Here is a 13,393-nt window from a genome sequence, read left to right as displayed (position 1 = left end):
TGCGCTTCAGGACTTCTTGCGGATCACGGCGGTGCCATCGCCCGGGAGGGTGATGTCAAGCTCGGTATCCGCATCGAAAGCGTCGAGATCGTCGACGAGGATCGCCGGCACGTGAAGGGCAACCAGCCCCACGGCAAGCTTCGAGTTCACCTTGCTCGTCACGATGGCGGCCGGCGCCGTACCCATTGTGCGGCAGAGGTGGAACTGACCCGACCACCCCGAGGACCCCTTCGCGCCAGGAATGACGAGGATCCTGCCGGCGAAGGACTCCCCCCGCTGGGGGTGCGTCGACTCGACGATCGTTCCGGAGCCCGGGTCGACGCCGCCCCAGCCTGAGATCTCCGCGGTGCAGACCAGCGCGGGTCCCGATGCCGATCCGGCGACGAGCGTCCGGCCGGTGAGCGTGGTCTCAATGCTCACGCGAACTCCTCTGTCCGGCTAAGGGACGGCATCATGCCTGTGATAGCGGCCGTCACGCAGTCTGCAGTCGTGCCAAAGGCGCCTTCCACCCGCATGATCGCCGGAAGATAGTGGGCTTGCTTGGCGGAGTCGGTTGCGAATCGTCTCGTTCCCGGTGGGAGGAACTGCGCTATGGCCGGGCACGTATCGCTCATCACCTTCGCCCCCGATGCCTCGATAGTCTCGAGAAGACCGGATTCGCGCGCTTTCTCGCGCAACAGACTCGGCGTGAACAGCCAGAGGGCGACGTTCTCGGCGATCCGCTTGCCCGCGAGCAGTTCCGCGACCGTCTCGATCTGTTCGTACGCGGCGTGGGGACAGCCGAGCATGATGAAGTCGATGTCGTCACCTGTTCGCGTCACGTTGAGTTTCGTGATCGCCTGCCGCATCTCGGCATCGCCGAACACGATCACCTCGGCGTCCGGGACGAGCACCTGCTCGACGTTCTGGCACTCGGCGGTGACCCCGGGGATGTGGTAGAGCTCTACATCGCCGGACGATGCGGCCGCCGCGCCGAACTGTTTCAGCTGAACCAGGTCCGGCGTCGAGCGAATCCCCTCCAGGACGGGCACGCGATCGCCGACGACTCCACCGAGCCAGTACCCGAGGGCATTCCAGCTGAACGTATCGGGGATGTCCGTCTCGACACGGACATGGACCGTGGCCTTGCGGTTCTCGTCGAGGTGGAGGCCGGCGTTGGGCGTAAGTCCGGTCAGCATCGATGCTGCAGCCGACTCACGACCTTCGGTGTTCGTCCGAGCGCCGATGACCGAGTTGATGAAGATGACCGCCGACGACTCCATCCACGCGACGTGATCGCCGCTCTCGGGCAGAAAGCCGACCTGGTACGGCGTGCAGGTCGACAGAAGGCTGACGCCGAGGCCTTCCAGATACTCTTGACTATTCCTGGTGGTGCCGACCTGCGTCGCCGTCAGGCCTTGCACGGTTCCACCGTTGATCCGGTCCATCGGCCCTATCAGCTGGCAGGACGGCACCCTCACGGGCGGCGCATCCACCGCCTGGTCGCTGTTGAGCGAGAACTCGCTGAACAGCCGACCGGGGTCATCGGTGCCCAGGGGATCGAAGTGACGCTTGCCGAAGATGTTCGCCCCGGCCGCGCTCGTTATCGGGATCAGGCTGTCGGCACCCATGATCTGGCCATACTCGATGAGGACCGCCATGGCTGCCGCGATGGCGGCGCCCTCGTCGCCGGCCGCCATGGCGCGCTGGGCCTCGGTGAGTTTCATCTGTCCGCTCCTCGCTCTAATCTTCGTCGAGGAATGTCAGCGTGGATCCGCAGATCCGGGCCCGCCTGCCGGTCTGCATAAGTGCGTATGCCTCCTCGGGCAGGTCGATCAACGCGGGCGCCTCAGCGACCGCGATGCCGAGAGCCAGCTTCGTGTTGAGGGTGCGGGTCACCACAGCCGCGGGTCCGACGCCGTTCACGCGCGCAATGTGGAACTGGCCCGACCACCCGGAGGCGCCTTTCGCCCCCGGGATCACCAGAATCTTTCCGGCGATGGACTGGCCGAACTGAGGATGACCGACCTCGATGATCTCACCCGTGGCATAGCTGATACCGCCCCAGCCGGGAATCTTGTCGGTGCAATAGAGAATCTCCGCCTCTGCCTCGCCGTCGACGAGGCAACGCCCTTCGAACGAGCGGCTCATCGTGCACTCCGTTCCGGCATTCGACCGGTCAGCGCCGCCTCGATGCAGGCCGCGGTATCGCCGTACCGTCCCTCGACGTTCATGATCTGCGGCAGATAATGGACCTGCTTGGCCGAGTCGGTCGCGAATCGCTTCGCGCCCTTTGGCACGAATTGACCGATGGCGGGGCACGTGTCGGCCATGACCTTGCCACCCGCGCGCTCGATGATGTCGAGCCACCCGTTCCGACGCGCCACCTCACGCAACGCGGACGGGGTGAAGATCCAGAACACGACGCCATCCATGATCCTCCGACCCTCCAGCAACCGCGCGACCTCACGCACCTGGTCGAGGTTCGCGTGCGGGCATCCGATCATCACGAAGTCGATGTCGTCGCCGGTCGCGCCAGCGTTGAGATGCTCGTCGACCGCGTCCATGTCCTTCTGCGTGAAGGTGATGATCTGCTCCGGCGCCTTCCCGTTCAACGCTTGTTCCACGCTCGCAGCCTCGGCCGTCGTGCCGGGCATGTGGTAGAGCTCGACATCGCCCGAAGAATTCATCGATGCGCCGAACTGCTTCAGCGCGATGGGGTCCACTCCTCCCGGGATGCCCTCGATGACGGGGATCACATCGCGAAGGTGCCAGCCCATCCAGTAGCCGAAGGCAGACCATTCGTGCATCGTGCGGACATCGACGTCGGTGCGGACCAGGTAGGTGGCATGTCGGTTCTCGTCCAGGTGCAGCCCCCAGTACGGGATGCGGCCGGTGAGCATGGCTGCTGCGGTCGACTCCCGGCCCTCGGTGTTTGTGCGCGCACCGAGGAGGGAGTTGATGTACGGCACGGCCGACGACTCCATCCACGCGCAATGCTCCCCGCGACTGGGCACATTGCCCACCTGATACGGGGTGCAGGTGGAGAGGATCGAGACGCCAATGGAGGCGAGGTACTGCTCGGACTTGACGATCTCCTCGTTCGTCGCCGCGTCCAGCCCTTGCAACTCCCAGTTGAGCGGATCGCGGGGGCCGATGAGTTGGCACGCGTGCGAGACGACGGGTGAGATCTGCTGAACCTTCTTCTTCGAATCCAGCGACCACTCGCTGAACAGGGCGACGGGATCTCCCGTGCCGAGCACCTTCGAGTGGCGCGGGCCGTAGATGCTCGCTCCGCACACGTTGTTGGTCTCGACAAGACGCTCGGCGCCCAGGATGTTCCCATAGCGGATCAGAAGATCCATCGCGGCAGCGACCGCGTCACCGGATGCCCCGTCCGCCATCGCCTTCTCTGCATCGGTCAGGATCATGCTGCGGCCGCCTTCGTCTTCGCCTCGCGCACCACGTCCGGCGGGAGGTCCCGGCCGAGGTAGACGCCGCCAGATTCGAGTCGCCGCTGGAGTTCACTCACGTCGATGTCGCCGACCCTCACGCCCGTCTCGAGCGCGATCGCCGCCGCGGTGCCTGCGGCTTGCCCCATCACGAAGCACCCTCCCGTCACGCGCGCGGCCGACTGGCCCCACTGCGTCATCGACGCGCAGCGGCCGACGACGAAGAGGTTGCCGACCTTCTGCGGGACGATCATGCGATACGGCATGTGATTGAAGCCGCGGCCGCCCTCCCTTGGGAACCGATAGACGACGTCGCCTTCGACGTGGGCCTCCACGGGCCAGCCGTTGACGCCGATCGTGTCATCGAAGTCGACGCAGTCCAGCACGTCTTGCTCGCTGAGCTGGTAGTCGCCGATGATGCGCCGCGTCTCGCGGATCCCTACCTGTGGGGCGAGGTCGACGATGTATGAACGCTCGAATCCGGCTTGGTTCTCACGGATGAACCCGAAGGCGTCGAAAGACTGCCGACGGCCGATGATCTCACCCCGCGTGAGGTGCTGCACGTCTGTTCCGTCGAGAGGGTTGCCCTGCTCATCAGAGAGCTGTGTCACGTTCGATCGCCACTCGATGTCGTGTCGCTGCGGACGAACGATCGGCTTCTTTCGCGGGAACGTGTGGGTGCCAGCGGCCTCGGCCGCCTCCATCTTCTCGCCGATGGTCTTCCACGCCGACCCTGCAGCCTCTGCGTCGACGCCATTGATGCGAAACATGAGGGACGGGTAGAGCAGCTTCTCACTCACCTCATAGGGCACACCCGCCCACGCCGCGATGTCGGCATCCCCCGACCCGTCGATGAAGATCTGTGCCCTGTAGGCCTGGCGTCCCGACTTGCTCTCGACGATCACCGCACCGATCCGGTCCTCGCCGTCCATCGCGACGGCCGCAGCGGACGAGTGGAACAGGATCTCGACGCCGTGATGAAGGAGGAAATCGTCGGCGACCTTCTTGTATGCACTGATGTCGAACGCCTGCGCCTGGATGCGATCGGCGAGCGACAGGTGTGGCCGACTCAGGGCGTCGGCCTCGTCGAGGCGGTCGAGGAGCTCGTCGGTGAGTCCACGCACGACTCGCTTGTCGACACCGTTGACACGAGCGTGCAGGCCGCAGAAGGTGGACAGCCCACCCATCGTCCCCGCACCGCCGAGGAAGCCGTAACGCTCGATGATCAGCGTCGACAGCCCTTGCTGGCCCGCCGCCGCGGCCGCCATCAGGCCACCAGGGCCGCCCCCGACGACGATGACGTCGTACTCGCCTGCGACCGGGGTCTCGCGCGCGGGTTCGTTGATCGTGGTGGTCATGTTGTTCCCTTCGTCCACAGTCCGTTTGATGCTCACACTGAGATGTCCGCCACAGCGGCCGTCTGCGCCTGCGCGCTCCGCTCGCCACAGGATCCATCGCGGCGACCGCCGCACAGCACGGCCCCGCAGGCGAGCGACTGCACCGTCGAGCGGTACTGGTCCAGATACCCAGTGACCTTCCTGTCCGCAGCCTGGAACGGGGGCCGGGTGGCCAGCTCCGCCGGATCCACGAGCAGATCGATGGATCCGCTCTCCAGGTCGATGCGAATACGGTCTCCCTCGTTCACCAGCCCGAGCGCTCCGCCCTGGGCGGCCTCGGGCGATACCTCACCGACGACGATGCCGCTGTTGGCCAGGCCGGAGTACTGCCCATCGGTGACCATTGCGACCTTGCCCGCGAGGCCGGCCCCCGCGAGGGCGAAGATCAGCCCGGTCGTGAAGCCCATGCCCGGGGCGCCCGTGAGGCCGATCCCGCGCAGCACGACGACATCGCCCTCGACCACCTCGCCGCGACCGACGGCCTCGACGGCCTCATCGCGCGAGTGATAGACCTTCGCCGGACCCTCGAACACATAAGGGCCCGGGTCGGGCACAGGACGCTTGGTCACAGATGCCTCGGTCGCCAGCGAGCCCTTGAGCACGACGATCGCCGGGGTCGTAGCGAACGGATCCGTGATCGTGCGGATCACCTTCCCGTCCGCAGCCGTCGCCAGTTCGGCGCGCTCCGCGACAGTCTGACCGGTGACCGTCATCGCTTCGCCTTTGAGCAGCGGCAGCAGTTCGCGCAACGTGGTGGCGCCGCCGCCTGCGTCCTCGAACTCTTCGATCTGCGTCTGACCGTTCGGCTGCACGGCCGCGACCATCGGGACTTGGCGTCCGAGCGTGCGATACATCTCCCAGATGTCGATGTCGAGTTCGCAGGACACGGCGATGGCCTGCAAATGCTTGATCGTGTTGATCGATCCGCCGAGTGAGAGCATCGTTGCGGCGGCGTTGTGGAAAGCATCCGCCGTCATGATGTCGCGCGGGCGACGGTCCTTCGCGATCGCATCCATGATGGCGGCGGCCGACCGGCGCACGGTGTCCCACATCTTCTCGCTGTTCGCGCGAACGGGGGCGGCACCGGGCACCGTCATACCGAGCGCCTCGGCACTGACGTGCATCGAGTTGGCCGTCGCGAACCCGCTGCACACGCCGGGGCCAAGGATCGCGTCATCCGCAATGGCCTCCAGTTCCTCTTGGGGCAGACGGACGTTCTCGGGTGCCGAAGCACGCATGAAGATCTCCTCCACGTCTGACCCGCCGTGCTCAGCACGTCCCGAGTGCTGATAGCCGCAGGGGATGATGACGGTAGGAATGTTCAGACGGCCCGCGGCCATGAGGTGGCCAGGGGTAGTCTTGTCACACGAGACGAGTCCGATCATCGCGTCGAGTTGAGCCCCCTCCACAACCACCTCGATGTCGTTGGTGATGAGGTCACGCGTGGGCAGAATGTACCCACCCGCTGCTCCGATGTTCGTAACGAAATCGCTTGGGACGGCGGTGCGGATCTCGAAGGGCAGCGCCCCGAGCTTGCGCAACTCGTCCTTGAGCACCGGGACGATATCGTCGAGATGCGCAAAGCAGGCGGCGAGGTCGTTGGAGGAGTTGACGATCGCGATCTTGGGCTTCTTCATGTCGGCGACTGGGATTCCAAGCGCGCCCCACTCCGCACGGCGGTTGAGGTATGCCACGGAGGAATCCGGGAAATTGCTCCGCAGGCTCGCCGGATCGATGTTGGTCGCTGTCATGATTGGGCTCCTTCTCTGGAAATCTCCGCCGACATTGGCGTACCGCGCACGGTGGTGGACTCGAACCCGTCGCAGATCAGAGTCGCGATCATTGCGGGGAAGCGGACGGGTAGCAGGTGACCGCCGGAGGCGATCCGCTCGATCCACGCCTTCGGCAGCGCGACCGTGAGTTCGTCCGAGTTGGCGGGATCGACACTCTCGTCGTCGACGGCACACACAACCATCGCCGGAACCTCTACGCGCGGCAGCACGGAGGCGATGTCGAGGCCGGCGACTGCTTCACAGACAGCCGCGTATCCCGCGGCATCCAGCGATCGTATCTCGGCGATGAAGGCGTCGCCGCCGCCGTCCGGGAACCAATCAGCTGTAAGCCTTTCTGCGATGGAATCCATGCCCGACTCCCGCGCGGCAGCGGCCCGCTCCAGCCAGAATCGTGAATGCTGACGCACGGGAGTGTTGATGAGAATGACGCCTCGGACGATGTCTGCGCGCTTCGCGGCGAGCGCGACCGCAATCGCGCCGCCGGCTGCCAGCCCGGCGAACAGCGCGTCGGTCACGGACTCCTGTTCCAGCAGTTCGGCGGTCCAAGCGACCATGTCGTCGAAGGTGAAGGAATCCACCGCCCATGGTGATCCCGCCTTCGTATGTCCAGGAAGGTCGTAGCGCAGAACGCGGAACCGACCGCCGAGCTCGGCGACCAGCGGATCCCACATGCGCGCGGACCCACCCAGCGAGTGGGCGAGCACGAGGACGGGACCGCTTTCGAGTCCGTCCCACTGACGGGTCATCTTCATGAGTCGCTCACTTCGACGATCGCCGAGTGAGGGCAGGAATGCCATGGCGTATGGAATGCCAGTGAACCTCATGGTCGCCATCGCTTCTTGAAATCATCAGTTCGTTTTCGCCGGTTCCGGCCTCGGTGAGCACGCACCCGGGAGGGAGCATGCTCTGACGTTACGAACCTGGCTCGCCTCGTGGGTCGGTGATTTCGGCCAGTGAAACCCGACCCACCACGACGAAATCGCACGCCTGCCGCGCCCCGCGCTTCACGGGGGCTGCGTGCGAGGTGCCTGACTCCTCCGGGTCGAGATCGTGGGTGGAGTACGAAGACTCCGATGCCGGTGCGACGAAAGCCACGACCCATCGTCTCGTCGCGCTGACGCGGAAGCCGGTGTCGTTGATGGTCCCCGACGACATGTGAAGAACGCTCGCGAAGGACTCTGTGACACTCGTTCAACTGCGTGTGGTACGGGTTCGGGCCTACCGCCCTACCGCCGACATCGATCGCGGCCCCTCGGCGCCGCAGCGGCTTCGCGAGTTGGAGGCTCTGCACAGCGCGCGCTCGACGTCGTCCTCGAACGTCGTGGACGCGGCTCAGCCAACGCACGTCGGCGTCGGGGGCGAGTGCGTCACCGTCATGGAAACGGAGCTGCTGCCGGAGGAAGATGCCGACACGAACAACTGGTCCGGCTCGGGGTCGATCTACTCGGGATGCCGCGTGGGCGGCCTTCCCGCAACGGTCGAGCTGCCTGTGGACAGCAGCACCCCCGAAGAACTGCGGTCCCACTTCCCGACGGCAGCGCGCGGCAGTTCGTGCGCGATGGTGATCGCGTGGGCGTGTTCCTGAGCGAGCAGTCGGCGCGCCGGCCGTCATGGCCCAACACGCGCGCCCGCGCGAACCCGCCCTCAGCCCTCGAGCACGAGCCCCAGCTGCTCCACCGCCCAGTCCAGCTCGGTCGCGCGCACCACGAGCGGTGGCGCGATGCGGATCGTGTGCCCGTGGGTGTCCTTCACGAGCACGCCGCGCGCGAGCAGCCGCTCGGCGACGTCGCGGCCGGTGCCCGCCGACGGGTCGATGTCGATCCCGGCCCACAGGCCTGCGATGCGAACGGCTGTGACGCCGTGGCCGATGAGCTCGCCGAGGCGGCCCGCGAGGTGCTCGCCGAGGGCGGCGGCGCGCTGCTGGAACTCGCCGCTCGACAGCATCTCGACGACCCGTTCGCCGACGGCCGCCGCCAGCGGGTTGCCGCCGAAGGTCGATCCATGCTCGCCGGGGCGGATGACCCCGAGCACGTCGCGATCGGCGACGACGGCCGACAGGGGCAGGATGCCGCCGCCCAGCGCCTTGCCGAGCAGATAGACGTCCGGCACGACGCCCTCGCGGTCGCACGCGAAGGTCTCGCCGACGCGGCCGAGGCCGGACTGGATCTCGTCGGCGATCATGAGCACGTTGCTGCGGGTGCAGATCTCGCGCACCGCGCGCAGGTAGCCCTCCGGCGGGATGATCACGCCCGCCTCGCCCTGGATCGGCTCGATGAGCACGGCCGCGGTGTCGGGTGTGATGGCCGCTTCGATCGCGGATGCGTCACCGAACGGCACCGAGACGAACCCGGGCGCGTACGGCCCGAAGTCGTCGTGCGCGAGCGGGTCGTCGCTGAAGCCGACGATGGTGGTCGTGCGGCCGTGGAAGTTGCCGTTCGCGACGATCACCTCGGCCCGGTCACGGGCGATGCCCTTCACACGGTAGCCCCACGCGCGCGCGACCTTGATGCCGGTCTCGACGGCCTCGGCGCCGGTGTTCATCGGCAGCACGAGGTCCTTGCCGCACAGCCGCGCGAGTGCGCCGGCGAACGCGCCCAGCCGGTCGCTGTGGAATGCGCGGCTGGTGAGGGTGAGCCGGTCGAGCTGGTCGCGCGCGGCGGCTATGAGAGCCGGATGCCGGTGCCCGAAGTTCAGCGCCGAGTAGGCCGACAGAAGGTCGAGGTAGCGCTTGCCCTCGGCATCCGTCACCCAGGCGCCCTCGCCGTGCGAAACGACGACCGGAAGCGGGTGGTAGTTGTGGGCGAGGTGCTGTTCCTCGGCGTCGATGATGCGCGCCACTCCGGTGTCGAGCGTCACTCCTCGGCCGCCGAGCCTGTCGGTGCGGGTGCTCATGGCGGGCCTCCTCAGCGTCGCAGCTCAAGCGTGCAGCACTTGATGCCGCCGCCGCCGAGCAGCAGTTCGGACAGGTCGATGAGCACCGGGTTGTAGCCGCGCTCGCGCAGCTGCGCCTCGAAGCCCTTGGCGCGGGGCGAGATGAAGACGTTGAGCCCGTCGCTGGCCGAGTTGAGGCCGAACACGGCGCCGTCGGCGTCGTCGACGCGGATCGCGTCGGGGTATCGTTCGGCGAGCACGGCTTGGCTCTGCTCGTCGAATGCGTGCGGCAGGTAGGCGATGTTGGCCCGCTCGACGCCGCCCGGGCCTTCGACGGGGTCGAGCACCGAGATCGCGGTGTCGAGGTGGTAGAAGCGGGGGTCGACGAGTCTCAGCGACACGACCTCCCGGCCGAAGATCTCGCCCACCTCGCGGTGGCTGTCGCCGGTGGAGCGGAAGCCGGTCCCCGCGAGGATCGTGTTCCCGACGAGCAGGAAGTCACCCTCGCCCTCGTTGACCTCGCGCGGTGCGACGACCTCGAACCGGTTTCCCGAGAACCAGTCCATGAACGCCGCGGCCTCCGGCATCCGTTCGGCGTAGCGGAAGCTCGGGCCGTACGCGACCCCGTCGATCACGAAGCCGCCGTTGGCGGTGTAGACCATGTCAGGAAGGCCCTCGATCGGGTCGATCAGCTGCACCTCGTGGCCGAGCGCGCGGTAGGCGTCGTGCAGGGTCTGCCATTGGCTCAGTGCGACGGCCGTGTCGGTCGGGTTCGCGGGCACCATCCACGGGTTGATCGTGTAGCTCACCGTGAAGTGCTCGGGCCGGCACATCAGATAGCGGCGGTGCTGCTGGATGCGCGGCTGATCGGCGGTCACGCTGGTCACGGTACGCGGTGCTGCGGCTGTGGTCTGGGACATTTTCGCTCCTCATCGGAATGGGGATGGCGGACGCTGTCCAGTGGCTCGGCGGAGCTTGAGAAGCCGCGATCCGAGCACGCCGGGGACCATTGTCGCACGACTTGCCGCGCAGTCCGTCGGGCGCGCGGCATCCGCTCGTCACTCCGATCGCATCGAGAACGGGACGATCTGCGCCGTGGCGTCCTGTCGGGGGCGCGATCACCTGCTTGCGGGGCGGCGCCACCCCGGGTCAGTGCCGGTCGGCGCCTTCGCGCTGGATCTGCTCGATGTACTCCCTGATGGAGGGCATCAGGAGGAGCCGGTCACGATAGAACGTGTTGACGAGGTTCACCACCAGCGCCTGGGCGGCGGCGACCTCGGCCGACCGGGCCTCGCCGGTGTGCTGGCCCTCGAGCGTCCGCCGCAGGCGCAGCAGCGCCGCGACGAGCTCCGACTCTGCGTCGCCCTCGAGAGTGTCGACGATCTGCAGCACGAGCGCGTCGGCCTGGTCCTGCACGTCCTCGATCGGGATCGACGAGCCCTCTTTGGTCGCGTTCTCGAGCGTGCCGATGAGCGACCACACCTGATAGAGGGTGGTCGCCGGCTCGTCGAACAGCTCGCGCACGAACGCGGCGTCCAGGTACCGCCCCGACAGCCGGAAGACGTTGTACATGCGCTTGGCGGCCTTGCCGTAGTTGAGGTGCGACGTGAGGTACTTGCGCACCTCGCCCTCGAGCGCCGCGACGTACTCGTCGAGGGCGTCGGCGCTGACGAACTTCGCGACCTTCGCGAAGACCGGGGCCGAGTCGGCGTCGAGGTACACCTCCTGGAAGTACGCGTCGAGATACCCGTCGAGCGCGACGATCGTTCCGTCCGGCGCCTCCCACGTCACATCGATCACGTTGCTGGCGTTGGACAGCCCGCCGCGATCGGGGTCGGTGACCACCCAGTCGGCCTTCACCCAGCCGGGGTCGAGCGCGGCATCCGCCCACTGCAGTTCGAGGCGCTCACCGCCCGCGGTCTCGACCACCTGCACGCCCGAGGCGATCTCGTCGAGGGTCCAGGTCACGGGGCTTCCCGCCTTCACCGCCTTGCCCCGCACGAGTCCGTCGACCCGGTGCGTGCCGAGCTTTGCCTCGAGGAACTGGTAGGTCGGCCCCTGCGTCCTGGCCAGGACGTGGTCGCGCACGAGCCGCGCCATGACCGCGCACGCCTCGTCGCGGGTGGCGGCCTTGATGTTGAGCCGCTGAAAGAAGTCCGCGTCGCCGGGGTGCGTCTGAATCTTGGACTGCGCCGCCGATCCCGACAGCGCCAGCGCGGTCTCTGCGCCGTCGCCGGTGACCTCGACGATCTGACCGATGCGCCGAAAGCGCGCGATGTCCTTCGGGCTGAAGTCGAGCATCGTGGGCCGGTAGCCGTAGGTGCCGCTGCCGATGTCCATCGTCACATCGACGCCGCTGTTCTCGGCGGCGATGGCGGCCAGCCACCGGCGGCTCTCGGCCTCGTCCATCTCGACCCCCAGGCGCTGGGCGGACTCGATGATCGTGTGCAGCTGGTCGGGGTCATCGACAGCGGTCATGGCGTCCTCCTCGGCGTGCGCGCTCAGTCGGGTGCGCCGCGCTCGGCCCGAAGCCGCCCGAACAGCTCGGCCTGATCACGTGCGTCCCCGAGTGCATTGTGCGACAGATGACGGCCCTGCAGATAGAGGGGCGAGAGGAATCGCATGCTCGTGCCCGCCCACGTGCCGCCCATCATGCCCAGGTAGTACGCCTTGACGTCCAGGGCCGAATGGCCGAACGGGTTTCGCCCGACGAAGCGCTGGAAGTACATGTCGACGAACATCCAGTCGAACACCGCGTTGAAGGCGACCATCACGGGAACGCTCCCCGGCGGCGTCACCTCTGTGATCCACTCCTCGAAGCTCGCCATCGCCTCGACCGGCTCGACCCCCTCAGCGGCGAGGCGATCCAGCGACAGCCCGCTGACGGCGAGGGCCTCGGCGCGAGAGGCGGCCGTCACCGGCTTCAGCTCGACATAGAACCCGGTGTCGGGGTCGTCGACGAGGCACGCGCCGATCGACAGCAGCGAGTAGTCGGCCGGGTTGGGACCGGCCGTCTCGACGTCGACGCTGATGAAGGTCTCGGCTCGCTCGGTCATGCCGCGATCAGCCCGTGCTTGACGAACGCGTTGTGGATGCCGTCGTGCGCGACCGACGTCGTGACCTCGTCGGCGCGCTCCTGCAGCTCGGGGTCGGCGTTTCCCATCGCGATGCCGACGCCGCACACGTCGAACATCTCGGCGTCGTTCCAGCTGTCGCCGATGCCGATCGCGTCGTCGGCCGAGCGCCCGAGGTGCGCGAGCACCGCCAGCACGGCAGCGCCCTTCGTGACGCCGCGCAGGCTCACCTCGCCGTTGGAGCCGCCCGGCAGCGGCATGCTGCCCGGCACGACGTGGTAGTGCTTGCCGAGCTCGGCCTGCACCTGCGCGACGGTGCCGGTCGCGTCGCTCACGAACACCGACTTCGCGATCTGGGCGAGGTCGGCCTCGCCCAGATCTCGGAAGCGCGGCATGAACTGCGGGTCGACCTTGTTGCCCCACGCCCGGATCATCTGCGTCATGCGCGAGCGCACGCCGGCGTCGGCGAAGACCCCGTCGTCCGACTGCAGGAAGTACGAGATGCCGTGTTCGAGGAAGTAGTCGGTCATGCGCGTCACCGCCGCCAGGGGCATCGGGTGCGCCGCGACGAGCTCGGCGCCGACCCGCGCGTACGCACCGCCGTTCGTGATCGCCCCGTCGAGTCCGAGCGCCCGCACATCGGGGTGGATGTCGGCGGCCGACCGCCCGGTGCTGAGGAACACGAGGTGTCCGGCGGCGCGTGCGCCGCGGATGGCGGTGATCGTCGACGGCGCGATCGACCTCCCGTGGTCGAGGATCGTGCCGTCCACGTCGAGGAACACGGTGCGCGAGGTCATGCCTCAAGCATGCCGCGTTCGGTGCACCCG

13 protein-coding genes are annotated in these 13,393 nt (G+C 67.3%); 1 reads left to right on the top strand and 12 read right to left on the bottom strand.

Annotated elements, in window-relative coordinates:
- Positions 1-6: 6 nt before the first annotated feature.
- Genes AB1K54_RS07430 through AB1K54_RS07400 form a run of 7 tightly spaced genes read right to left on the bottom strand, consistent with a single transcriptional unit; the run spans position 7 to position 7,373 of the window.
- Positions 7-420: an aconitase X swivel domain-containing protein gene (locus tag AB1K54_RS07430; protein ID WP_371202106.1), complete on the bottom strand. Its 414-nt coding sequence runs from the start codon at positions 418-420 to the stop codon at positions 7-9.
- Positions 417-1,706 carry an aconitase X gene (locus AB1K54_RS07425; RefSeq protein ID WP_371202105.1) on the bottom strand — a complete coding sequence of 430 codons (1,290 nt, stop codon included), beginning with the start codon at positions 1,704-1,706 and terminating at the stop codon, positions 417-419. The genes AB1K54_RS07430 and AB1K54_RS07425 overlap by 4 nt, the downstream gene beginning before the upstream one ends.
- Positions 1,707-1,722: 16 nt before the next feature.
- Complete coding sequence (locus AB1K54_RS07420; RefSeq protein ID WP_371202104.1) at positions 1,723-2,130, bottom strand: aconitase X swivel domain-containing protein; 408 nt, start codon at positions 2,128-2,130, stop codon at positions 1,723-1,725.
- Positions 2,127-3,383: an aconitase X gene (locus AB1K54_RS07415; RefSeq protein ID WP_371202197.1), complete on the bottom strand. Its 1,257-nt coding sequence runs from the start codon at positions 3,381-3,383 to the stop codon at positions 2,127-2,129. The genes AB1K54_RS07420 and AB1K54_RS07415 overlap by 4 nt, the downstream gene beginning before the upstream one ends.
- A gap of 23 nt (positions 3,384-3,406) precedes the next feature.
- On the bottom strand, positions 3,407-4,789 hold the full coding sequence (locus AB1K54_RS07410; RefSeq protein ID WP_371202103.1) for an FAD-dependent oxidoreductase: 1,383 nt from the start codon (positions 4,787-4,789) through the stop codon (positions 3,407-3,409).
- A 32-nt stretch (positions 4,790-4,821) separates the two neighbouring features.
- Positions 4,822-6,579, bottom strand: coding sequence for a dihydroxy-acid dehydratase (locus tag AB1K54_RS07405; protein ID WP_371202102.1), 1,758 nt, complete (start codon positions 6,577-6,579; stop codon positions 4,822-4,824).
- Positions 6,576-7,373 (bottom strand): alpha/beta fold hydrolase, encoded by a 798-nt coding sequence (locus AB1K54_RS07400; protein WP_371202101.1) that lies wholly within the window; start codon positions 7,371-7,373, stop codon positions 6,576-6,578. The genes AB1K54_RS07405 and AB1K54_RS07400 overlap by 4 nt, the downstream gene beginning before the upstream one ends.
- Before the next feature lie 428 nt (positions 7,374-7,801).
- Between AB1K54_RS07400 and AB1K54_RS07395 the strand changes: the two genes are divergently transcribed.
- Positions 7,802-8,206, top strand: coding sequence for a hypothetical protein (locus AB1K54_RS07395; protein ID WP_371202100.1), 405 nt, complete (start codon positions 7,802-7,804; stop codon positions 8,204-8,206).
- A 59-nt stretch (positions 8,207-8,265) separates the two neighbouring features.
- Here AB1K54_RS07395 and rocD read toward each other — a convergent pair whose 3' ends face one another.
- The 5 genes from rocD to AB1K54_RS07370 form a co-directional block, all read right to left on the bottom strand.
- On the bottom strand, positions 8,266-9,513 hold the full coding sequence (gene rocD / locus AB1K54_RS07390) for an ornithine--oxo-acid transaminase (protein ID WP_371202099.1): 1,248 nt from the start codon (positions 9,511-9,513) through the stop codon (positions 8,266-8,268).
- Positions 9,514-9,524: 11 nt separating this feature from the next.
- Positions 9,525-10,412 carry a dimethylargininase gene (gene ddaH, locus AB1K54_RS07385; RefSeq protein ID WP_371202098.1) on the bottom strand — a complete coding sequence of 296 codons (888 nt, stop codon included), beginning with the start codon at positions 10,410-10,412 and terminating at the stop codon, positions 9,525-9,527.
- A gap of 229 nt (positions 10,413-10,641) precedes the next feature.
- Positions 10,642-11,970: a hypothetical protein gene (locus AB1K54_RS07380; RefSeq protein WP_371202097.1), complete on the bottom strand. Its 1,329-nt coding sequence runs from the start codon at positions 11,968-11,970 to the stop codon at positions 10,642-10,644.
- 23 nt (positions 11,971-11,993) lie between these two features.
- Positions 11,994-12,548, bottom strand: coding sequence for an exonuclease domain-containing protein (locus AB1K54_RS07375; protein WP_371202096.1), 555 nt, complete (start codon positions 12,546-12,548; stop codon positions 11,994-11,996).
- Entirely contained in the window at positions 12,545-13,363 is an 819-nt protein-coding gene (locus AB1K54_RS07370) for a Cof-type HAD-IIB family hydrolase (RefSeq protein ID WP_371202095.1), read from the bottom strand. Before AB1K54_RS07370 ends, AB1K54_RS07375 begins: the two co-directional genes overlap by 4 nt.
- Positions 13,364-13,393 lie beyond the last annotated feature (30 nt).

Origin of the sequence: Microbacterium sp. BWT-B31 (genome assembly GCF_041379855.1) — a bacterium.
GTDB lineage: Bacteria > Actinomycetota > Actinomycetes > Actinomycetales > Microbacteriaceae > Microbacterium.
Note: the sequence above shows the minus strand (reverse complement) of the source record. Positions and strands in the feature narration are given on the sequence as shown.

Bases quoted from the DNA above. Each gene is read 5' to 3' on its own strand.
- AB1K54_RS07425 (WP_371202105.1), bottom strand. From the start codon at position 1,706: ATGAAACTCACCGAGGCCCAGCGCGCCATGGCGGCCGGCGACGAGGGC.
- AB1K54_RS07420 (WP_371202104.1), bottom strand. From the start codon at position 2,130: ATGAGCCGCTCGTTCGAAGGGCGTTGCCTCGTCGACGGCGAGGCAGAG.
- AB1K54_RS07415 (WP_371202197.1), bottom strand. From the start codon at position 3,383: ATGGCGGACGGGGCATCCGGTGACGCGGTCGCTGCCGCGATGGATCTT.
- AB1K54_RS07410 (WP_371202103.1), bottom strand. From the start codon at position 4,789: ATGACCACCACGATCAACGAACCCGCGCGCGAGACCCCGGTCGCAGGC.
- AB1K54_RS07405 (WP_371202102.1), bottom strand. From the start codon at position 6,579: ATGACAGCGACCAACATCGATCCGGCGAGCCTGCGGAGCAATTTCCCG.
- AB1K54_RS07400 (WP_371202101.1), bottom strand. From the start codon at position 7,373: ATGAAGATGACCCGTCAGTGGGACGGACTCGAAAGCGGTCCCGTCCTC.
- rocD (WP_371202099.1), bottom strand. From the start codon at position 9,513: ATGAGCACCCGCACCGACAGGCTCGGCGGCCGAGGAGTGACGCTCGAC.
- ddaH (WP_371202098.1), bottom strand. From the start codon at position 10,412: ATGTCCCAGACCACAGCCGCAGCACCGCGTACCGTGACCAGCGTGACC.
- AB1K54_RS07380 (WP_371202097.1), bottom strand. From the start codon at position 11,970: ATGACCGCTGTCGATGACCCCGACCAGCTGCACACGATCATCGAGTCC.
- AB1K54_RS07375 (WP_371202096.1), bottom strand. From the start codon at position 12,548: ATGACCGAGCGAGCCGAGACCTTCATCAGCGTCGACGTCGAGACGGCC.
- AB1K54_RS07370 (WP_371202095.1), bottom strand. From the start codon at position 13,363: ATGACCTCGCGCACCGTGTTCCTCGACGTGGACGGCACGATCCTCGAC.